At 69.3% G+C, this 15,818-nt stretch carries 16 protein-coding genes and 1 tRNA gene; 10 read left to right on the forward strand and 7 right to left on the reverse strand.

Annotated features, from left to right (window positions below):
- Positions 1 to 10: 10 nt before the first annotated feature.
- From E1267_RS00255 to E1267_RS00265, 3 genes are read left to right on the forward strand one after another with little or no spacing between them, the layout of a single operon-like run.
- Positions 11 to 487: a universal stress protein gene (locus E1267_RS00255; protein ID WP_165959398.1), complete on the forward strand. Its 477-nt coding sequence runs from the start codon at positions 11 to 13 to the stop codon at positions 485 to 487.
- A 29-nt stretch (positions 488 to 516) separates the two neighbouring features.
- Entirely contained in the window at positions 517 to 1,254 is a 738-nt protein-coding gene (locus E1267_RS00260) for a M15 family metallopeptidase (protein ID WP_246063298.1), read from the forward strand.
- Positions 1,255 to 1,264: 10 nt separating this feature from the next.
- Positions 1,265 to 1,561, forward strand: a complete 297-nt coding sequence (locus E1267_RS00265; RefSeq protein ID WP_132328397.1) for a hypothetical protein — start codon at positions 1,265 to 1,267, stop codon at positions 1,559 to 1,561.
- A 44-nt stretch (positions 1,562 to 1,605) separates the two neighbouring features.
- Here the strand turns inward: E1267_RS00265 and E1267_RS00270 are convergent, their stop codons facing one another.
- Complete coding sequence (locus E1267_RS00270) at positions 1,606 to 1,923, reverse strand: hypothetical protein (RefSeq protein WP_132328399.1); 318 nt, start codon at positions 1,921 to 1,923, stop codon at positions 1,606 to 1,608.
- Positions 1,920 to 2,063 (reverse strand): hypothetical protein, encoded by a 144-nt coding sequence (locus tag E1267_RS43955; RefSeq protein WP_165959399.1) that lies wholly within the window; start codon positions 2,061 to 2,063, stop codon positions 1,920 to 1,922. The genes E1267_RS00270 and E1267_RS43955 overlap by 4 nt, the downstream gene beginning before the upstream one ends.
- 513 nt (positions 2,064 to 2,576) lie before the next feature.
- Here E1267_RS43955 and E1267_RS00275 point away from each other — a divergent pair.
- Positions 2,577 to 3,422 carry an NUDIX hydrolase gene (locus E1267_RS00275; protein WP_132328401.1) on the forward strand — a complete coding sequence of 282 codons (846 nt, stop codon included), beginning with the start codon at positions 2,577 to 2,579 and terminating at the stop codon, positions 3,420 to 3,422.
- A 24-nt stretch (positions 3,423 to 3,446) separates the two neighbouring features.
- On the opposite strand, the gene E1267_RS00280 is transcribed toward E1267_RS00275, so the two are convergent.
- Positions 3,447 to 3,800: an STAS domain-containing protein gene (locus tag E1267_RS00280; protein ID WP_161714337.1), complete on the reverse strand. Its 354-nt coding sequence runs from the start codon at positions 3,798 to 3,800 to the stop codon at positions 3,447 to 3,449.
- A 24-nt stretch (positions 3,801 to 3,824) separates the two neighbouring features.
- Here E1267_RS00280 and E1267_RS00285 point away from each other — a divergent pair.
- Positions 3,825 to 3,914 (forward strand) — tRNA-Ser (locus tag E1267_RS00285).
- A 60-nt stretch (positions 3,915 to 3,974) separates the two neighbouring features.
- On the opposite strand, the gene E1267_RS00290 is transcribed toward E1267_RS00285, so the two are convergent.
- The 3 genes from E1267_RS00290 to E1267_RS46085 all read right to left on the reverse strand — a co-directional run bounded on the left by E1267_RS00290 (position 3,975) and on the right by E1267_RS46085 (position 10,263).
- Entirely contained in the window at positions 3,975 to 4,316 is a 342-nt protein-coding gene (locus E1267_RS00290) for a DUF6300 family protein (protein WP_342774754.1), read from the reverse strand.
- The gene (dnaE, locus tag E1267_RS00295; RefSeq protein WP_132328407.1) at positions 4,313 to 7,864 is read right to left on the reverse strand and encodes a DNA polymerase III subunit alpha; all 3,552 of its coding nucleotides are present in this window, start codon (positions 7,862 to 7,864) and stop codon (positions 4,313 to 4,315) included. Before dnaE ends, E1267_RS00290 begins: the two co-directional genes overlap by 4 nt.
- A gap of 149 nt (positions 7,865 to 8,013) precedes the next feature.
- On the reverse strand, positions 8,014 to 10,263 hold the full coding sequence (locus E1267_RS46085; RefSeq protein ID WP_246063299.1) for a nucleotide-binding protein: 2,250 nt from the start codon (positions 10,261 to 10,263) through the stop codon (positions 8,014 to 8,016).
- Between the two features lie 114 nt (positions 10,264 to 10,377).
- On the opposite strand from E1267_RS46085, the gene E1267_RS00305 reads away from it, so the two are divergent.
- A complete protein-coding gene (locus E1267_RS00305) occupies positions 10,378 to 11,334 on the forward strand; it encodes an NAD(P)H-quinone oxidoreductase (protein ID WP_132328409.1) in 957 nt (318 codons plus the stop codon).
- Between the two features lie 5 nt (positions 11,335 to 11,339).
- Positions 11,340 to 11,861, forward strand: coding sequence for a bacterial proteasome activator family protein (locus E1267_RS00310; RefSeq protein ID WP_132328411.1), 522 nt, complete (start codon positions 11,340 to 11,342; stop codon positions 11,859 to 11,861).
- Here E1267_RS00310 and E1267_RS00315 read toward each other — a convergent pair.
- A complete protein-coding gene (locus E1267_RS00315) occupies positions 11,852 to 12,622 on the reverse strand; it encodes a Cof-type HAD-IIB family hydrolase (RefSeq protein ID WP_342774755.1) in 771 nt (256 codons plus the stop codon). The two genes, E1267_RS00310 and E1267_RS00315, sit on opposite strands and share 10 nt — an antisense overlap.
- 250 nt (positions 12,623 to 12,872) lie before the next feature.
- On the opposite strand from E1267_RS00315, the gene E1267_RS00320 reads away from it, so the two are divergent.
- From E1267_RS00320 to E1267_RS00330, 3 genes are all read left to right on the forward strand, one after another.
- A complete protein-coding gene (locus tag E1267_RS00320; protein ID WP_043619750.1) occupies positions 12,873 to 13,076 on the forward strand; it encodes a cold-shock protein in 204 nt (67 codons plus the stop codon).
- 160 nt (positions 13,077 to 13,236) lie between these two features.
- A complete protein-coding gene (locus E1267_RS45260) occupies positions 13,237 to 14,565 on the forward strand; it encodes a hypothetical protein (RefSeq protein WP_181957720.1) in 1,329 nt (442 codons plus the stop codon).
- Positions 14,566 to 14,652: 87 nt separating this feature from the next.
- The gene (locus E1267_RS00330; protein WP_181957721.1) at positions 14,653 to 15,816 is read left to right on the forward strand and encodes an FAD-dependent monooxygenase; all 1,164 of its coding nucleotides are present in this window, start codon (positions 14,653 to 14,655) and stop codon (positions 15,814 to 15,816) included.
- The last annotated feature ends 2 nt before the right edge of the window (positions 15,817 to 15,818 follow it).

A 15,818-nucleotide genomic window follows, 5' to 3' on the forward strand; every position in this document is an offset into this window, starting at 1 on the left:
GGAACACGCCGTGTTCGGCAGTGGCACGGACCCGCACTGGGAACCGTCGGAGGGCCGGCTCCCCGCAGGGCGGTTCGAGATCGGCAAGGACGGCGCCGGCCTGCTCGTCGTCGGATACGACGGGTCGGACCCGAGCCGCAACGCGCTCGCGTACGCGGCCGGGCTCGCCCGCAGGGACGACGCCGCGCTGGTCGTCGTCTTCGTGGAGTCGCTCTACACCCCGCCGCTGTGGTTCTTCGCCGGCTCGCCCGTCATCCCCGACGCGGCGGCCGACCTCACCGAGGACCTCAGGGATGAGCTGAAGGGCGCGGGCATCCGCTGGCGGTTCGTCAGCGTACGCGGTGACGCGGCGCGGGAGCTGGAGACGCTGGCCGGCGCCTACAAGGCCGACGCCATCGTGGTGGGCCGCTCGCGCTCCAGCCTGGGCGGCTCGGTGGCGGCCAAGCTGGCCAAACGTGCTCGCCGTACGGTGCTGGTCGTCCCCTGACCTGCTCCGACGTCGCATATGGTGGCCAGATGAAACGTACTGCCGCCATGGCGTTCGTGGTGCTCGCGTCCGTTTCGTGTGGGGCTCAGGAGCAGAGCGCGTCGGCCACGACCTCCGTTCCCGTCCCTCCCGCGTCCGACCCGGCACACGAGACGCCGAGGCCTGTGGCCGTCACGCCCAAACCCGAGCCGACGGGCCCGCCGCCCTTCAACTCCAAGGTCTCCCGGGTCACCCGCGACCGCCTGCCGCACTCGTGGCAGCCCGGCTGCCCGGTCTCCTACCGGGACCTGCGGCTGGTCACGCTGTCGTACTGGGGGTTCGACGGCAAGCCGCACACCGGGGAAGTGGTGGTGCGCAAGACGGTCACCGACGACATCGTGACGGTCTTCGAGAAGTTGTACGACTGGCGCTGGCCGATCCGGCAGATGAAGCTGGTCGACGCGTACAAAGCGGACGACTACGACTCGATCGACGCCGACAACACCTCGGCCTTCAACTGCCGCCGGGCCACCGGATCGAGCAATTGGTCGAACCACGCCTACGGGGAAGCAATAGACATCAATCCCCGCGAGAACCCGTACGTCACCGCAAGCGGCGACACAGCACACCAGAATGCGAAGAAGTTCACTAAGCGCCCAACTAAGGGTAAAGGTGTGATAAATCCGGGCGACAAGGTCGTCAAGGCGTTCTCCCGGGTCGGCTGGGAGTGGGGCGGCTACTGGTCGGGCACCAAGGACTACCAGCATTTCTCCAAGGGCGGCGGGTAGGCAGTCCTTGGTGATGGACGTAGCCCGCAAGATGGCGGCCCAGGCCGCGGCGGCGGCACGCAAGCAGGCCGGCGGCCTGATTCCTGGCCATGGCCCAGCCTCGCCGTACGACCCGTACGCGCCTGGCACGACCGGCGCCGGCATACCGAACGGGGCCGCGCCGCTCGGTTGGGCGTCTGCGGACGCCCCATCCAGCAGTGGCGTGACCGTCAATGTCGACATGTCCGGGTCGACGGTCCGGGAGGAGGCCGACATCTCGAAGATCGGCGCCGACATCGGGTTCAGGCTGATGTCCCACCACGTGTGAGGAATGGCGAGCGGCCGGCCCCCGGGTTTCGGGAGGCCGGCCGCTCACGTGCTGCCGGGCGTGGCACAGCTGCACGGCACCATCACCAGCGTGCCCGCCTGCTCGTCGACGTGGGACACCTTCCGCGCCCCCAGGCAGAGGCGGCACGGGAACGCGCTGGAGATGTACGGGTCTGTCCACACCTTGTGGTTCGCCGCGGTCGGGGGTGGGGGCGGCGGCTGGTCGTCGTTGCCGCGTTCGGCGGGCTCGTTGTGTTCCCCCACCCAGCCCAGGCCGCCACAGAACTGACACGCCACGAACAGCGTGCCGTACCGCTGCCCGCCGCGGCCCTCGCATTCCGGGCATGTGATGCGGTCGCTCACCTGCGTCCTGTCCCGTTGCAGGCCGTGCACTTCACCCACACGGACTGCTTCTTGGAGTCGCCGTTGCGGTCCACCCATTCCCCGCCGGCGCCGTTGCATGTGCCGCAGATCGGCGGCGGGTCGTCCTTCTTCTTCGCCATGCCCGGACGGTAACCGGGTGAACGCGATTCGTCCCCCGTTCTCTGGGGATGGGCAGAAGGTTGTGGCCCCTGTGGCACCCCGCCCGCGTGGGGGCTGGGGGTGCCAGCGCGGCCTGCTACTGGTCGACGCCACGTGACACCTGTCGGGCTGGGGCTGGGGGACGCGGTAGGAGTTTCCGCCGCCGCCGCGGCGGACGCGTCCGCAGGCGATGACGGCACGAGCGGCGCCCAGTTCGGGCCGTACAGGACCTCCACGAAGGGGGCGGCGCCGTACTGCTCGAGCAGGCCGTAGCGGAGCTCCACGGTCGCGCGGTCGCCTTCGTCGGTGACGTCGGCGATGGTCCGCGAGGGCCGGCCCCTGGACCGTCGCGCCTCGACGCGCCTCACACGACCAACGCCAACAAACAGCGCTTACGCAGGTAGCCTCGGGAATGACGGCGACCGGCGCAGGTCAGTTAAGTCGCACCAAGGACTACCGGCATTTCTCCAAGGGCGGAGGCTGAGCATCACGCCATGACGGTCAGAGACGGCGACGGCTGGACCGAATGCGGCCTGGGGCACCGCCACTGGGGCATCCACGGCGCGTCAGGGCTTCTCGTCGTACACCATGACGACCTCGGCGTCCCGCACGTGCTCATGCAGAAACGCGCCGTGTGGAGCCACCACGGCGGCACGTGGGGCCTGCCGGGCGGAGCCCGCGACAGCCACGAGGACGCCGTCGCCAGCGCGCTGCGCGAGGCCCACGAGGAGGCCGCGCTCGCCGGCGACGCGCTGCGCGTACAGGGCGTCTACCTCGACGACCACGGCGGGTGGGCGTTCGAGACGGTGATCGCCGAGTCGGCCGAACTCCTGGCCGCCGCACCCGCCAACGCCGAGAGCGACGAACTGCGCTGGCTGCCGCTGCCCGAGGTCACCGGCAGGAACCTGCACCCCGGCTTCGCCGCGACGTGGGGCGAGGTGCAGGCGGCGATCACACCCGAGACCATCGTCCTCGACGTGGCCAACATCGTCGGCGCGCGGGCCGAGCACGGCTGGTGGCGCGACCGGCTCGGCGCGGCCACCCGCCTGCTCCAGGACGTCTCCCGGCGCCAGCTCGAACACCCGGTGCTCGCCCAGTGGTTCCCCAGGGTGGTGGCGGTCGTCGAGGGAGCGGCGAGGAACGCGCCGGACGTGCCCGGCATCCAGGTGGTGGCGGCGACCGGCAGCGGCGACGACGCGATCGTCGACGTCGTACGCAGGGCCAGGCCGTGGGAGCGTGTGGTCGTCGTCACCGCGGACCGGGGGCTGAAGGAGCGCGTCGGCGCGCTGGGAGCCGAGACCATGGGCCCGAAGTGGCTCCTGGCACAACTCGGCGCCTGATTTCCGCCGAGGGACTGGCGCGTGTCAGTGGTCGGCGGGCACGACGCTGTCGAAGGCGAACTTCAGTCGCGTCACTTCGAGCACCCGCTGCAGCACCCCGTGCACCCCGACGAGCCCTAACGACCCGGCGTGCTCGGCCACCCTGCGCCGGTGCTCCACCAGCACCCACAGCCCGCTGGAGTCGCAGAACTCGAGTCTGGACGCGTCGATGACGACCTGAACGAAGCCCTCGGCGTAGAGCTTGACCAGCCACTCCTTGAGCAGCGGCGCCGTGAGCTTGTCGAGGTCGCCGTCGAGCCGCACCAGCACGCGCCCGTGCGCGCGCTGCACCTCGACGTCGAGATCCGCCACCTCCTGAACGTACACCGCTGCCACCACAGCCGCTATCGTGGTTTCCGCACGGGAGGGTTCGCATAGTGGACGAGTGCAGCCGCCTTGAAAGCGGCCAGGTCAGCGATGGCCTCGTGGGTTCGAATCCCACACCCTCCGCCACGCTTCAGGGCGCTTGAAGCGCCGTGAGGGTCGACCGGCCGGCGGGGGCGGGCCGTGTTCTTACAGGTCCCCGCGCTGCCACCGCTCGTTCTCGGCCTCCGGCGCGTGCTCATCGAGCGGCGGCACCGAAACGCCGGTGGCCCACCGCACCAGCAGGCGCACGAACTCCTCGTCCTCATCGTCGGCCCGGCCATGGACGTGGAACCAGGTGATCAGCGCGGCCGCGCCCGGCGCCCGCGCGTCGCACGCCGGGCACAGCACCACCCCTGAGCGGCCCTCCACCCGCCCGCCTTCCCTGTTGGTCCACCCGTACGGGACCCGCGCCCACAGCAGCGCCTCACCGCGGCAGCGGGGGCACACAGGCGGCTCCGCAGACGTCACCACGTCCACCCGCCGGTTCACAGCGTGATTGCTTCCGGCCCCAGCAGCGCCTTCACATCGGCGGCGAAGCTGGGCTCCGCGTTGACGGGGAAGTCCGGCACCGCCAGCACCGTGGTCCTCCCGGCCGGGCGCTTCAGGTTGATGTGCAGCGGGACCTTGCCCTCGTGCAGCTTCAGCACGTGCCGGAGTTCTTCCAGCAACTGGGGGGTGACGCGGTCCTCCCTGAGCAGAATGGTGATCGGGGCGCCCTCACTGTTGACGCCGGACACGTCGATCGGGCTGAGATCCGTCGCGAAGATGCTGATGGCGCCGTCCCGGTTGTTGATCTGGCCACGTACGGCCACCACGATGTCCTCACGCAGCGAGTCGGCGTACAGCACGTAGCTCTTGGGGAAGAACAGGCACTCGACGGCGGCGTCCATGTCCTCGACCGTGGCGATCGCCCAGAGGTTGCCGGCCTTGTTGACTCTCTTGTCCATCTTGGTGACGAGGCCGCACACGGCGACGTCGCCGCGGTCGTCGCGGCCGGACTCGAGCAGGTCCGCGATCGTGGTGTCGCGGTTTCTGGCCAGGATCCGTTCGGTGCCGGCCAGGGGATGGTCGGAGACGTACAGGCCGAGCATCTCCCGCTCGAAGTCGAGCTTCGTCTTCTTGTCCCACTCCGTGTCGGGGACCGTGACGGTGAACGCCTCGTCGGCGCCCGCGTCGGCCAGGCCGCCGAACAGTGAGTCCTGGCCGTGCGCCTCCTGTTTCTTGATGCCGCTGACCTGGTCGACGGCCTGCTCGTGGACCATGAGGAGGCCCTTGCGCGGGTGGTCGAGCGAGTCGAACGCCCCCGCCTTGATCAACGACTCGATGACCCGCTTGTTGCAGGCGGTCAGCGGGATCTTGCCGAGGAAGTCGTTGAAGTCCTGGTAGAGGCCCTTCTCCTTACGGGCCTTCACGATCGCGTCGACGACGTTCTCACCGACGTTGCGGACCGCGCCCATGCCGAACCGCACCTGGGTGTCGCCGACCGCGACGAAGTCGAGCTGGCTGTCGTTGACGTCCGGGGGCAGGACCTGGATGCCCATTTTGCGGCACTCGGCGAGGTAGACGGCCGCCTTGTCCTTGTCGTCCCCCACGGAGGTCAGCAGGGCGGCCATGTACTCGGCGGGGTAGTTGGCCTTCAGGTACGCGGTCCAGTAGGCGACCAGGCCGTATCCGGCGGTGTGGGACTTGTTGAAGGCGTAGCCGGAGAACGGCAGCATGACGTCCCACAGGGCCTGGATGGCGTCGTCGCCGTAGCCGTTGCCGCGCATGCCCTTCTGGAAGTTGGCGAACTCGGCGTCCAGGATCTCTTTCTTCTTCTTGCCCATGGCTCGGCGCAGCAGGTCGGCGCCGCCCAGGGTGTAGCCGGCCAGCTCGCGCGCGACGGCCATGATCTGCTCCTGGTAGACGAGCAGGTGGAACGTCGGGCCGAGGATCGGGTCCAGGGCCTGCTTCAGCTCCGGGTGGATGGGCTCGATGTCCTGCCGGGCGTTCTTCCTGTGCGCGTAGTTGGTGTGCGCGTTGGCCGCCATCGGGCCAGGGCGGTAGAGCGCGAGCACGGCGGCGATGTCCTCGAACCGGGTCGGCTCCATCAGTTTCAGGAGCTGGCGCATCGGGCCGCCGTCGAGCTGGAACACGCCCAGGGTGTCACCGCGCGCCATGAGCTGGTAGGTCTTCGCGTCGTCGAGCGGGATGGTCAAGGTGTCGAGCGTGATGCCACGGTTCTGCTCGATGATCTTGATCGCGTGGTCGATGATGCCCAGGTTGCGCAGACCCAGGAAGTCCATCTTGACCAGACCCATGTCCTCGCACGAGGGATAGTCGAACCCGGTGATGATCACGCCGTCCTTGTCCCGCCGGTGCAAGGGGATCAGGTCCATCAGCGGCGCCGAGGACAGGATGACCGCGGCCGCGTGCACACCGGTGCCGCGGATCAGGCCCTCGATGCCGCGGCCGGTGTCGATCACCTTCTTCACGTCCGGGTCGCTCTCGTACAGCGCCCGGATCTCCCCGCCCTCGTTGTAGCGCGGGTGATCCTCGTTGAACATGTCCGACAGAGGGACGCCCTTGCCCATGACGTCCGGCGGCATCGCCTTGGTGATCTTGTCGCCGACGGCGAACGGATAGCCGAGAATGCGGGACGCGTCCTTGACGGCGGCCTTGGCCTTGATCGTGCCGAACGTGTTGACCTGCGCGGTCATCGCGCTGCCGTACTTGTCGGTGACGTAGTTGACCATCCGGTCCCGGTGACGGTCGTCGAAGTCGAGGTCGACGTCCGGCGGGTTGATCCGCTCCGGATTCAGGAACCGCTCGAACAACAGGCCGTGCTCCAGCGGATCGAGCTCCGTGATCCGGGTGGCGTAGGCGACTATCGATCCGGTGGCGCTGCCACGACCGGGACCCACCGGGATGCCGTTGTCCCGGGCGAAGCGGCAGATGTCAGCCACCACGAGGAAGTAGGACGAGAAGCCCATCGGCCCGATGACCTTCATCTCGGTTTCGTACCGCTCCGTCACCTCGGCGGGCACCGGGGTGCCGTACCGCATCTCCAGGCCGCGCTCCACCTCCTGACGTAGCCACGACTCCTGTGTCTCGCCCTCGGGCACGTCAGGATAGTCAGGCATGCGATCCACATGGGCGAACACGTCGCTGTAGTCGTCGACCATCTCGGCGACGAGCAGCGTGTTGTCGCACGCCTCCGGAAGTTCGGGGAACAGCGCGTACATGTCGTCGGCCGGCTTGAGGTAGTAGCCGGAGCCGTTGAACCGGAACCGGTTGGGGTCGTCCTTGTTCTTGCCGACCCCGACGCACAGGAGGCTGTCGTGGGCGTCGGCCTGGTCCTCGGTGACGTAGTGGGAGTCGTTGGTGGCCAGCAGCGGGATGTCGAGCTGCCTGGCCAGCCGCAGCAGGTCGGCCCGCACCTCCCGCTCGATGTCGATGCCGTGGTCCATCAACTCCAGGAAGTAGTTCTCCTTACCGAAGATCTCCTGATATTCGCCGGCGACCCTGACGGCCTCGTCGTACTGGCCGAGCCGCAAACGCGTCTGTACGGCGCCGGACGGGCAGCCGGTGGTGGCGATGATCCCGGACGCGTGCTGCGAGACCAGATCCTGGTCCATGCGGGGCTTGCCGTAGTAACCCTCGACCGACGCGAGCGACGACAGCCGGAACAGATTGCGCAGCCCGTCCGCGTCCTTCGCCCACATGGTCATGTGGGTGAACCGGCCGCCGCCGGAGACGTCCTTGCCGCCCTCGCTGTCCGCGACACCGGTCTCGGCACGAGAACCCCAGAAGACCGGTTTCTTGAAGAACCGGGACTCGGGCGCCACGTAGGCTTCGATCCCGATGATCGGCTTGACGGGGCTGTCCTTCGCCACCTTCTGGAACTCGTACGCACCGAACATGTTGCCGTGATCCGACATGGCGATGGCCGGCATATCAAGCCGTGCCGCCTCCTTGAACAGCGGTTTGATCTTGGCCGCTCCGTCCAGCATGCTGTACTCAGTGTGTACGTGCAGATGCACGAACGACTTGCCCACCCGTCCACCGACCTCACTTCAGCCCGACCTGTCGCCTGAGCCTATTCCGTCCCGCGGGACCGATGGGCGTCGCGCTTCCAAGGGGTGGACATTCGCGGAGGGCGTTCCCAGCGCCGTCTCACGGCCCCGCTATGCGGGCCCCCGCGGCCTCACTCGGGGAGACCCGCGAAGCCGTCGCCCACGCAGGCGGCGAGTTGCAGGTAGGAGTCCCTGGTGGTCTCCTGGAGCCGGTCCAGGTCCATCTCCGCGCCCTCCTCCAGGTGCGGGTCGTACGGCACCCGGATCACCGCGCGGCACCTGGCGGCGAAATGGGCCTCCAGCTTCTTGATGTCGACCGCCGACTTCGAGCGTGGCCTGACGCTGCACAGCACCACGGTCGCGTTCTTCACCAGGTCGCCGTACTGATGCGCCTCCAGCCAGTCGAGCGTCGCCGACGCCGCCCTGGCGCCGTCCACGGACGGCGAGCTGACCAGCACGATCTGGTCGGCCAGCCCGAGCACGCCGCCCATGGCGGAGTGGAGCAGGCCGGTGCCGCAGTCGGTGATGCAGATGGAGTAGAAGTTCTCCAGCACCTGGGAGACGGCCTGGTAGTCGCCGCCACTGAACGCCTCGGAGACCGACGGATCGCGGTCGGAGGCGAGCACCTCAAGCCGGGAGCCCGCCTGCGAGGTGAACGCCCTGATGTCGACGTAGCGCCTGACCTGGTCGCGCTCGTTGAGCAGGTCTCGCACGGTCGCCGACGTCTCCAGGACGAGCTTGTCGGAGAGCGTGCCCCTGTCGGGGTTGGCGTCCACGGCGATGACCCGGTCGCCGCGGATCTGGGCGAGGGTGGCGCCGAGGCCGACCGTGGTCGTCGTCTTGCCCACGCCGCCCTTGAGGCTCAGCACGGCCACACGGTGGTGCCCGGCGGTCACCGGGGTGCGGGCCCTGGTGACGAGCTCGCGGCGGCGGCGCACCTCAGGAGGTTCGCCTGGCTTGATCCAGCCTCCCGACGCCTTGTACACCACCCGGCGCCACCCCTTGGAAGGAGCGTTACGCCGTCCGCGTAGCAGGGACTCCGGGTCGAGGCTATCGGCGGTCGGCTTGCCGGTCACCGGGGGCCTCGGCGGGGCGCTGAAGACGTGCGCCGGAGCGGGACGGCGGCGCGGCGGCGGCGGGATGTCCCGCTCTGCGGGCCGCCACTCGGGCTGGTCGCCCCACGGCGACCCCTCCTGCTCGGCGGCCCGCCGTCCGGCGTCGTGCCGCGGCCCTTCCTGCGCCGCCCGGCCGTGCTGGCCTCTGCCACCCAGCGGATCGCCGTGCGGAGGTGTGTCGCGCTGGGACCCGTCGTGCGGAAGCCCGCCGCCCAGCGGATCGTCGTGGGCCGAGCGGTTCTGGCGCTGAGAGCGCTCCAGCCGCATGGGGCGGTCCTGGCGCTGGGAACGGTCCTCCTGGACCGGCTCGGTCCACTGGAAGCGCTCCTCGGGCTGCGGACGCTCCTCCGGCTCTGCGCGCTGCTCGGAGGCGGCCCAGTGCGGCCCGGAGTCGGTCCAGCGCGGGCTCTCGTTCCTCGGCAGGGTCTCGTCGGAACCGGCCCAGCCCAGGGACTCGTTCCGTGGCTGGCTCTCGTCGGATCCGGCCCACTTCGGCGGCTCGTTCCTGGGGAGCGTACTGCTCTCCCAGCCGGGCTTGTCCTCCCAGGAGGGCTTCTCCTCCGTACGCGGGCCCTGCTCGGCGGGCTCCTCCTCCGCGCGCGACCCCTCCTCGGCCGCGGCCGGCGAACGGACCGCCGGCGGGTCCTCACCGGACGGGTCTTCGGCCGGCCCTTCCTTCAGCCCGGCAGAGGACCCGGCGGACGGCGACGGCGTTGCGGACTGCTCCGGAGGCTGGGAGGCGGACAACTCCGCTGGTGACTCCGCTGGTGACTCCGCTGGTGGCGGCCACTCGGGTGGCGTGGGCCACGGATCGTCCGCGGGCTCCGCCGCCCTGTCCTCCGCGGCCGGCTCCGGAGGAGTGAACGACAGGGTGAAGGTCTCGGTGTCGTCGGGGCGCGGCAGCGGCTTCAGCGGGGTGGTGAAGGGGTCGTCGGCGGGCCGCGCCGCCGGCTCGTCCGTCGTGCCCGGCGAGCCCGTTCCGGTCTCGCCGAGCCACTCCGCCGCCTCGCTCTCCCCTTCAGGCACATCCTCGGCCGCGGCGGTGCCGTACACGGAGTCGGCGGCCGCGCGGAACAACGGCGGCGTCGGCGTCTCGTGCTGCTGGGGCACCAGCTTCCACGGGTCCTGGGGGTACGGCGAGGCGACCGGCTCGTCGGCGGAGGCAGTCGAGGCGCTGACAGGGACGGGGGACTCCTCCGTCTCCTTGATCGCGTCGAGCCATGCCAGCTGTTCCTCGAGAGATTCTTCTCGATCGTGTCTTGCCACCGTGTTCCCCCTCGGGTGGGTCTAAAGGGGCAGCAAATACCTTGCAGATTAACGCCACCCGCCAGTACGCAGCCCGCCAACCCACAACTTCTTTGCCCGGCTACCGTGGTTCGCATGCGAGCCATTGAGATCACCGAGCCGGGCGGCCCCGAGGTGCTGGAGTGGCACGAGGTGCCCGATCCCGAAGTCGGGCGCGGAGACGTGCTCATCGACGTGACCGCCTCCGCGGTCAATCGGGCCGATGTCCTGCAGCGTCAGGGCTTCTACGACCCGCCTCCCGGCACGTCGCCCTACCCGGGGCTGGAGGCCTCGGGCGTGGTGGCCGAAGTGGGCGCCGACGTCGAGCAGTTCAAGCCCGGCGACGCCGTGTGCGCGCTGCTCGGCGGCGGTGGTTACGCCGAACGCGTAGCCGTGCCGTGGCAGCAGGTCATGCCGGTGCCCGACCGGGTGTCGCCGCGCGAGGCGGCCGGCCTTCCCGAGGTGGCCTGCACGGTCTGGTCCAACGTGTTCATGATCGGGCGGCTGCGCAAGGGCGAGACGCTCCTGGTGCACGGCGGCGCGAGCGGGATCGGCACGTTCGCGGTGCAGCTTGCCAAGGCGCTCGGCTCCCACGTGGTCGCGACCGTCGGCTCGGCGGAGAAGGCCGAGCGGGTCAAGGAGCTCGGCGCCGACGAGGTGATCAACTACCGCGAGGAGAGCTTCGCCGACAAGGTACGCGCCGACGTCATCCTCGACATCATGGGCGCGAAATACCTGGCGGGCAACGTCAAGGCGCTGCGCACCGGCGGGCGGCTGGTGATCATCGGGCTGCAGGGCGGTCGCAAGGCGGAGCTCGACCTGGGCGCCATGCTCGCCAAGCGCGCCTCGGTGCACGCGACGGGGCTGCGCTCGCGTCCCGTCGAGGAGAAGGGCGTGATCGTACGCAGCGTCGTCGACAACGTCTGGCCGCTGGTCGGCGCCGGTGCGGTGCGTCCCGTGGTCCACGCGGAGGTGCCCATGGCCGACGCCGCGCAGGCGCATCGATTGTTGGATTCGGGGGAACACGTCGGCAAGATCCTGCTAGTACGGTGAGAGTTATGAACGCTGAGGACAACAACACCCCTCACATCGTGGTGGTGGGCCCCGACTTCCAAGGTCAGGGCGATAGCGGCGGTGAGGAAGACCGGTCGGTCACCAACCTGGTCGAGCAGCCCGCGAAGGTGATGCGGATCGGCAGCATGATCAGGCAGCTGCTCGAAGAGGTCCGTGCGGCTCCTCTCGACGAGGCCAGCCGCAAGCGGCTGAAGGAGATCCACGAGTCCTCCATCAAGGAGCTCGAGGACGGCTTGGCGCCGGAGCTGGTCGACGAGCTGGAGCGCCTGTCGCTCCCGTTCACCGACGAGACGGGCACGCCGCCGAGCGAGGCCGAGTTGCGCATCGCGCACGCCCAGCTGGTCGGCTGGCTCGAAGGGTTGTTCCACGGCATCCAGACCACGCTGTTCGCGCAGCAGATGGCCGCCCGTGCCCAGCTTGAGCAGATGCGCAGGGCGCTGCCCGGGGTGCCGCACGGGGACGAGCCGCAGCAGCGGCCGCCCGGTGGTTCCGGCCCTTATCTGTAGAGCTTCTCGATCACCTGCGCGACGCCGTCGTCGTCGTTGGTTCCGGTCACATGGTCGACCGCTGCCAGCACGTCCGGATGCGCGTTCGCGACGGCGTACGACGTGCCTGCCCAGCTCAGCATGGGCAGGTCGTTTGGCATGTCACCGAACGCCACGGCCTGTGCGGGTTTGATCTCGTGACGTCCGGCGAGGGCCGCAAGGGCGCTGGCCTTCGTGACGCCCTGGGCGCTCATCTCGATCAGCCCTCTCCGGCTGGAGTGGGTGGCGGTCACGAGATGCCCCACCAGTTCGTGCACGGTCGCCTGGAGCTCGTCCGCGCCCATGCCGGGGTGCAGGGCCAGCAGTTTGGCGCACGGACGTGCGGTGAGAGAGTCGGCGTGTACGGCCCCCTTGGCCTTGTCAAGGGCGCCGAGGAGGAAATCCGACTCGTGCGCAAAACCGGCTTCGTACTCGACCGAAAATGCGAGATCGGACACGTTCGCTCTTAGCTGAGCCACGACTTCCTCGAGTACGTCGACGGTGATCAGGTGAGATTCCACTATCCGTTCGGTATGGAGATCGTAGATCAGAGCTCCGTTCGCACAGATGGCGATCCCGTGGTGACGCACAGCACCCGCCACCCCGCCCATCCACCGCGGCGGCCGCCCCGTCACGAACACCAGCGTCGCCCCGGATTCCTCGACTTTGGCGAAGGCCGCGGCCGTGCGGGGAGACACGGTTCCGTCGGTGCGCAACGCGGTTCCGTCGAGGTCGGTGGCCACTAGACGCGGTGCGGGAAGACTCTGCATAACACGTTCCAGTTTGCCTGGTGATGCCGCCTGACAGAAATCTTCCTAGGGACGGGAACACCAACGCGCCAGAATGGTGTTAGATGTGATGGCGTTGTATTAGCTGATCCCGTAGTGAAAACCAGCATGACTTTGTCTGAGCCACCCCGGGTGCTTGCTGTACGACACACCGGGATCCACGAGGTGTGGGTCCCATAGATTCACATCCTGAGGGAGAGCTTTTATGGCTCAGGGAACCGTCAAGTGGTTCAACGCCGAGAAGGGCTTCGGCTTCATCGCCCCGGACGGCGGTGCGCCGGACGTGTTCGTGCACTTCTCCGAGATCGTCGGCAACGGCTACCGCAGCCTTGAAGACGGCCAGCGGGTCGAGTTCGAGATCACGCAGGGCCAGAAGGGGCCGCAGGCCTCGCAGGTCCGAGCCATCTGACCTGTAGCAGCGAGACAGACCGGGGTCCGCATTCCAGCGGGCTCCGGTCTTCGCATGTGTCGGCTTGGTCACGGCTGTGACTCGACTCACCCCTCCGTTGAACCGCCGCACTCCCTGATACATCGACCTCTATATGAGGTATGCGTGGTCATGTCACCCCGTGACCGTGGCCGGGGTCTTCGTGCTGCTCGTCAACGACCATCTGCTCAAGCAGGCCTGGCCAGGGTTCGTCACGGGCAAACTCAGCGACGTCGCCGGACTCGTGGTGGCGCCCGCCCTGCTGGCGCTGCTCTTCTGGCGCCGGGCCGACCTGGCGGCCACCGTGCTCACCGGAGTGCTGTTCGCGCTCGTGAAAGCGACGGAGACGGGCGCTGAGGCCGCCTCCCAGGTCTGGACCCTCGTGGCGGGCCCGTCGCGCGTCCTCGCCGATCCCACGGACCTGCTGGCCCTCCCGGCGCTCGCGCTGGCCTGGTGGGTACGCGTCCGCAGCCTCCACGCCCCCTCCCCGAAGTGGCGTGTCATCGCTGCGATGCCGCTGACCGTGCTGGCGGTGGCCGCGACGTCGGCCGTCCAGCTGCCCGCGGCCGAGTCCGTCGAGGTGGACGGCGACCGGATCGTCGTCCACGTCGCGGACGGCCTGGACCAGATCTCCCGCGACGGCGGGGCCACCTGGTCGGCGACCGGCGGCCACGAGCCGGCGGCCGAGCCGAGGAGCCTGCAGAGCGCCGCGTGCGTGCCCATGCAGGCCACCCGGTGCTACCGGGTGGTTCCCGGGAGGATCGCCGTCGAGCAGTCCGACGACGGCGGCCGGACGTGGCAGCCGTCGTGGGAGATGTCCGACGACGACCGCGAACGGCTGCGCAGGACCTACTCCGGCAGCCACGAACGCCTCTCGATGGCCCTGGCCGCGCAGGCCCGGCCAGGCGGGCACGTCGTGGTCGTCGCCAACGGCCTGGACGGCATCGTCGTCCGCGACGTCCAGGGGACGTGGCGGCGGGTGGGCTGGCCCGGCCCGGCCGCGGAGCAGGCCGCCACCGTGGACGTGAGCCTGGAGCGCAATGTGGCGCTCTTCCTGGCCGCCTGCCTGTTGTTCGGCGGCGTCGGGGCGGGGCTGCGCGAGTTCCACCGGGTGTACACCGGCTTCGCCGTCCTCGCCTGCCTGGGCCCCTTCACCATGGTGGCCGAGACCTCCCTTGTGGAACAGGACGGGTCCGGCCTGGTCGTGCTCGGCTGGGTCATGGGCACGCTCGGCACCCTGGTCTGCGGCGTGCTGGCCTTCGCCGGCCGGGCGCGTCCCGTGACGGCGGTGGTGGGCGTCGTCGGCGCGCCCCTCGTCCACGCGGCCGTCTACCTGCCCTTCCGCGGCTGGGCCCGCGGCGCGCCCGGCACGTACGAGGTCGCCGTCGCGATCGCCGCCGTGCTCACCGCTGTCGTCCTGGTGGCGGTAGCCGCCCTCATCAGGCGGGACGCGAGCCGGCCAGGCCCGTGACCCGGCGGGCCTGCTCCCGTAGGCGACTCCACCCATCTGCTACTCTGTGGCACAGATTGATTACTTTGCGTCACAATGGGGGATAGGGTGAAAGTCGCCTGCGTCGGCGGTGGACCCGCCAACCTGTACTTCTCGATCCTGATGAAACGTGTGGATCCGTCCCACGACATCACCATCTACGAACGGAACCCGGCCGGCTCGACGTACGGCTGGGGCGTGACCTACTGGGACGAACTGTTCAACGATCTTCACCGGGCCGACGCCGACTCGGCGCGGGCCATCAGCGAGAGTTCGGTCCGCTGGGACTCCTGGGTCACCGACATCCGCGACCGCGCCACGGTGACGGTCGAGCAGGGGGAGGCCGGCTACGGCATCAGCCGCCGCCGGCTGCTCGGCATCCTCGCGGAACGGGCCGAATCGCTCGGCGTACGCATCGAGTGGGAGCACGAGATCGACGGCGAGCACGACTTCGGCGACGCCGACCTCGTCGTGGCGGGCGACGGCGTCAACAGCGTGCTGCGCGAACACCACGCCGAGCACTTCGGCCCCGAGTTCGTGACCGGCCAGAACATCTACATCTGGCTCGGCACCACCAAGATCTTCGACGCGTTCGTCTTCGCTTTCGTGGAGACCGAGCACGGCTGGATCTGGTGTTACGGCTACAAGTACAGCCAGGAGCACAGCACCTGCGTCATCGAGTGCACCCCGGAGACCTGGCGGGGGCTCGGGCTCGACCAGGGCAAGGAGGCCGACAGCCTGGCCATCCTGGAGAAGCTCTTCGCCGACATCCTCGACGGGCACCCGCTGATCGGGCGGGCGCAGGCCGACGGCACCGCGCACTGGCTGCACTTCCGTACGCTGACCAACCGCACGTGGCACCACGGCAACATCGTCCTGGTGGGCGACGCCGCGCACACCACGCACTATTCGATCGGCGCGGGCACCGCGCTGGCCCTGGCGGACGCCTCCGTGCTGGCCAAGGCGCTGTTCGAGGAGAAAGACCTCGACAAGGCCCTGACCGCCTATGAGCACGAGTCGAAGTCGAAGCTCCGCTCGCCGCAACGCGCCGCCCGCAACAGCGCCCGATGGTTCGAGAACCTGCCGCGCTACATCGACCGCTCACCCATGCAGGTGATCACGCTGCTCGGGCAGCGGCACTCGGTGATGCAGCCGTACGTCCCGCCGGGGCTCTACTACCAGTTCGACCGGATCGCCGGGCGGGTCGGGGGGCTCTTCGGGTTCGGGCGCTGAGG

This window comes from Nonomuraea longispora (assembly GCF_004348345.1).
GTDB classification, from domain to species: Bacteria; Actinomycetota; Actinomycetes; order Streptosporangiales; family Streptosporangiaceae; genus Nonomuraea; species Nonomuraea longispora.